2 protein-coding genes are annotated in these 4,779 nt (G+C 36.4%); both read right to left on the reverse strand.

Annotated features, from left to right (window positions below; all coding sequences use genetic code 11):
• Positions 1–132 precede the first annotated feature (132 nt).
• Positions 133–2,739 (reverse strand): DNA gyrase subunit A, encoded by a 2,607-nt coding sequence (gyrA, locus tag CI949_RS16995; protein WP_290768538.1) that lies wholly within the window; start codon positions 2,737–2,739, stop codon positions 133–135.
• A 32-nt stretch (positions 2,740–2,771) separates the two neighbouring features.
• Positions 2,772–4,694, reverse strand: a complete 1,923-nt coding sequence (gene gyrB / locus CI949_RS17000; protein ID WP_290768541.1) for a DNA topoisomerase (ATP-hydrolyzing) subunit B — start codon at positions 4,692–4,694, stop codon at positions 2,772–2,774.
• Positions 4,695–4,779 lie beyond the last annotated feature (85 nt).

Raw genomic sequence — 4,779 nt, forward strand, 5'->3', positions numbered from 1 at the left:
GTTATTTACTCAACTTTACTTATCTGTATTCATTTTATGTTAATTCATAGTTATATAAAGTAAAATTGATTACATTTGAAAAAAACTCCACAGAATTTTGATCTCTGTGGAGTTAACTTATCATATTAGTAATTATTCTTCTGTATCTGTATTATCTGTTTCAATTTCTTCCTCAGCTTCAAGTTCAGCCTCTTCTGCAGCTTGAGCTTCCTCTGCTTCTCTGTCTATTTTTTCAACAATCCTGTCAAAACGAGCTTCTGCAATTTCTTCCGGGCTTAATTTTTCTTTTTCTTCCTTATCTTCAGCTTCATCTTCTAAAATATCATCATTAATTCTAGCTAAAGATACAACTTTATCATCTTCGCCAACATTAATTATTTTAACACCCATTGTATTTCTACCAGTAGTTGATATTTCAGCTGCTGGAACTCTAATAATAATACCATCCTGAGTTATAACCATCATTTCCAGGCTGTCGTCAACAATTCTGGCTGCAGCAAGCTTACCATTCTTCTCAGTAATATTGGCGGTAATTATACCTTTACCGGCTCTATTTTGAATTCTATAATCAGAAATTGGAGTCCGCTTACCATAACCATTTTCAGTAATTACCAGCAGTTCTTCTCCTGCAGAATCTATTCCCATATCAATTACCTGATCATCTTCTGCTAAATTAATTCCCTTTACTCCATAAGAATTTCTACCTACAGCACGAACATCCTTCTCACTAAAATGAATAGCTTTAGCTTTTTTAGTAATTAAAAATATATTTTCTTTTTCTTCAATAATTCTAACACCTATTAATTCATCATTTTCTCTTAAATTAACAGCAATTAAGCCAGTATAGTTTGTGTCATACTCATCTAATGATGTTTTTTTAATGAGACCATTTTTGGTAGCCATAATTAAATAGGCATCTTCCGGGAACTCTTTAACCGGGATAACTGCATTAATCTTTTCTTCTGCCTCTAATTCAAGCAGGTTAACAATAGCAGTACCTCTGGCCTGACGACCTGTTTCCGGTATCTGATACCCCTTTAATCTGTAAACTCTCCCCTGGTTGGTAAAGAATAAGAATTTATAATGAGTGGTGGTTGTAAAGATATTCTCCACAAAATCCTCTTCTTTGGTGCTAATTCCTATTACTCCTTTACCACCCCGGCGCTGACTACGGTATAAATCAAGCGGCATCCTCTTAATATATCCCTGATTGGTCATAGTAACCACAATCTGTTCTTCCTCAATTAGGTCCTCTAACTCAAGGTCTGTAGCTCTATTCATAATTGCAGTTCGGCGCTCATCATTATATTTATCTTTAATTGCTAAAATTTCTTCTTTAATAATTTCTAATAATTTTCCTTCATCTGCTAAAACAGATCTATAATATGTTATTTTTTCCTGTAAATCCTTATATTCCGTCTCTATCTTATCTCTTTCTAATCCGGTCAGGCTCTGCAGTCTCATTCTTAAAATAGCATTGGCCTGAGTCTCAGAAAGATCATAGTTCTCCATTAATTTAATTCTGGCTGTATCAACTTCATCAGCATTTTTAATCATTTCCACTATTTCATCAATATTAGCCAGGGCAATCCTGTAACCTTCTAGAATATGAGCTCTATCTAAAGCTTTATCCAGATCATACTGAGTTCGGCGTCTAATAACCTCTTTTTGATGTTCTAAGTAATGTTCTAAAATTTGTTTTAAGGATAAAACCTTTGGCTCTTTATCTACCAGAGCTATCATTATCACACTGAAGGTAACCTGAAGTCTGGAATGCTTATATAGCTGATTTAAAACTACTTTGGGAGTAGCTTCTCTTTTTAATTCAATTACTATTCTCATTCCATCGCGATCTGATTCATCCCTAATATCAGAAATTGCATCAAGTTTTTCATCCTTAACCAGCTCAGCAATTCTTTTGATTAAACGAGCCTTATTTACCTGATAGGGCAGTTCATCAACAATGATCTGCTTTCTATTTACAGATAAATCTTCAACTCTGGTTTTAGCTCTCACAGTTAATTTACCGCGCCCATTTTTATAGGCCTTATAGATGCTTCCTCGGCCCATAATCTGGCCACCTGTAGGAAAGTCAGGACCCTTAATAGTTCCCATTAATTCCTTGGTTGTAATTTCTGGATTATTGATCAATTTAATTACTCCATCAATTACTTCACCTAAATTATGAGGTGGAATACTGGTTGACATTCCAACTGCAATTCCTGAAGTACCATTAACTAATAAATTAGGAAATCTAGCTGGTAATACTTCCGGTTCTTCTAAAGAATCATCAAAGTTCGTTATAAAATCAACTGTCTCTTTATTGATATCAGTCATCATCTCAGAAGCAATAGGAGCCATTCTGGCCTCTGTATAACGCATAGCCGCTGCACTATCACCGTCAATCGAACCAAAGTTACCGTGACCATCTACCAGCATATAGCGGTAAGAAAAATCCTGAGCCATCCTAACCATCGTATCATAAACTGCTGTATCTCCATGAGGATGATACTTACCCAGTACTTCCCCGACTATACGAGCAGATTTTTTATGGGGTTTGGTATGGGTCATCCCCAGGTCATTTAAGGCATATAAAATTCTTCTGTGGACCGGCTTTAAACCATCTCTAACATCCGGTAGAGCTCTTCCTACAATTACACTCATTGAATAATCAAGATAGGAAGTTCTCATTTCTTTATCTATGTCAATTTTTTTAACTCTTGCTGCTTTTTGATCCAAAATATTTCACCAACCTTTATCTTATAATAAATTTATACATCAAGATTTTTAACTTCTCGGGCATGTTTTTGAATAAATTCACGTCTTGGAGCAACCTTGTCCCCCATTAAAATAGAGAAGGTCTCATCAGCCATAATTGCATCTTCTATATCTACCTGGAGTAAAATTCTATTATCTGGATCCATAGTAGTATCCCAGAGCTGAGAGGGATTCATCTCACCCAGACCCTTATATCTCTGCATGGAAACTCTGTCTTTTCCTATTTCCTCAAGCAGCTCCTTAAGTGCTTTATCATTGTAAACGTATTCTTCTCTTCTACCCTTTTTGACCTTATATAAAGGTGGTTGTGCAATATAGATATTTCCATTTTCTAATAAAGGGCGCATATACCGATAAAAGAAAGTTAAAAGTAAAGTTCTAATATGAGCACCATCCACATCGGCATCAGTCATAATAATAATTCGATCATAACGAATATTATTTAGATCAAACTCTTCTCCTACCCCTGTTCCAATAGCAGTAATCAGAGCTCTTATTTCATCATTATTTAAAATTTTATTTAATCGTGATTTTTCTACATTTAAAATTTTACCTTTAAGCGGCAAGATAGCCTGAAATTCTCTGTCCCGGCCCTGTTTAGCAGAACCACCGGCAGAGTCACCCTCAACAATATATACTTCTGTGTCATCAGCCTTACGTTTGGAACAGTCTGCAAGTTTTCCCGGTAGGGCTGTAGATGTTAGGGCACTTTTTCTTCTGGTTAAATCTCTGGCCTTACGGGCAGCTTTCCTTGCCTGAGCAGCACTGATCGCCTTATCAATAATTGCCTTACCTACTTTAGGATTTTCTTCTAAATATGTTTTCAAAAATGAAGAAACGGCAGAATCAACAAAACCCCGCATCTCACTGTTGCCGAGCTTGGTTTTAGTCTGGCCTTCAAACTGGGGCTCAGATAATTTAACACTAATTATGGCAATCATACCTTCTCTAATATCTTCACCTTTGAGGTTGTCATCCCCATCTTTTAAAATATTTTTGCTGCGGGCATAATCATTAAAAGTACGGGTAGTAGCTGATTTAAAACCACTCAGGTGAGTTCCACCCTCTTTGGTATTGATATTATTGGCAAAGGTATAAAGTGAGGTATTATATCCCTGGTGGTACATAATTGCAACCTCAATTGCACCTTCTTCACCTTCATCTTCTATGTAAATTGGTTCAGAAAGTATTGGTTTTTTGCTTTGAGTTAAATATTCAACAAAAGAAACTAAGCCACCATCAAAATGAAATTCTTCTTCTTCTAATTCTTCCTTGCGGGTATCAGTAATCTTGATAGTTGTTCCTTTATTTAAAAATGCTAACTCTTTTAAGCGCTGAGACAAGACTCTAAAATCAAAATCTATCTCCTCAAAAATCAGAGGATCAGGTTTGAATTCAATTGTAGTTCCAGTACAATCACTGTCACAGCTTCCTACTACCTGCAGCTCATGCTGAGGAATACCTCTCTCGTATTTCTGCTTATAAACCTTACCATCTTTCCAGGCAATCTCAACTTCCATCCACTCAGTGAGTGCATTTACAACTGAAACACCTACTCCGTGTAATCCACCTGAAACTTTATATCCCTCTCCACCAAATTTACCACCTGCATGAAGTGTTGTCATTACTACCTCTACCGCAGGTTTATCAACTTTAGGGTGGATTTCAACTGGGATTCCCCGGCCGTCATCCTGAACTTTAATTACATTGCCGGGCTTGATTTCAACTGAGATTTCTGTACAATAGCCAGCCATAGCTTCATCAATACTATTATCAACTACCTCATAGACTAAATGATGCAGCCCTTCTATACTTGTAGAACCAATGTACATCCCCGGTCTTTTTCGAACCGCTTCCAGTCCTTCTAGTACCTGTATATGTTCTGCTTCGTAATTACCTCTGTCCTTAATATCCATCAATATCCCCCATTTTCTTCTGTAAACTTATCAACTCTATCACCAAGTGTCTTAGATGAGATCATTGAAAGATAAATTGTCTCTC

Source organism: Halanaerobium sp. (genome assembly GCF_003070835.1).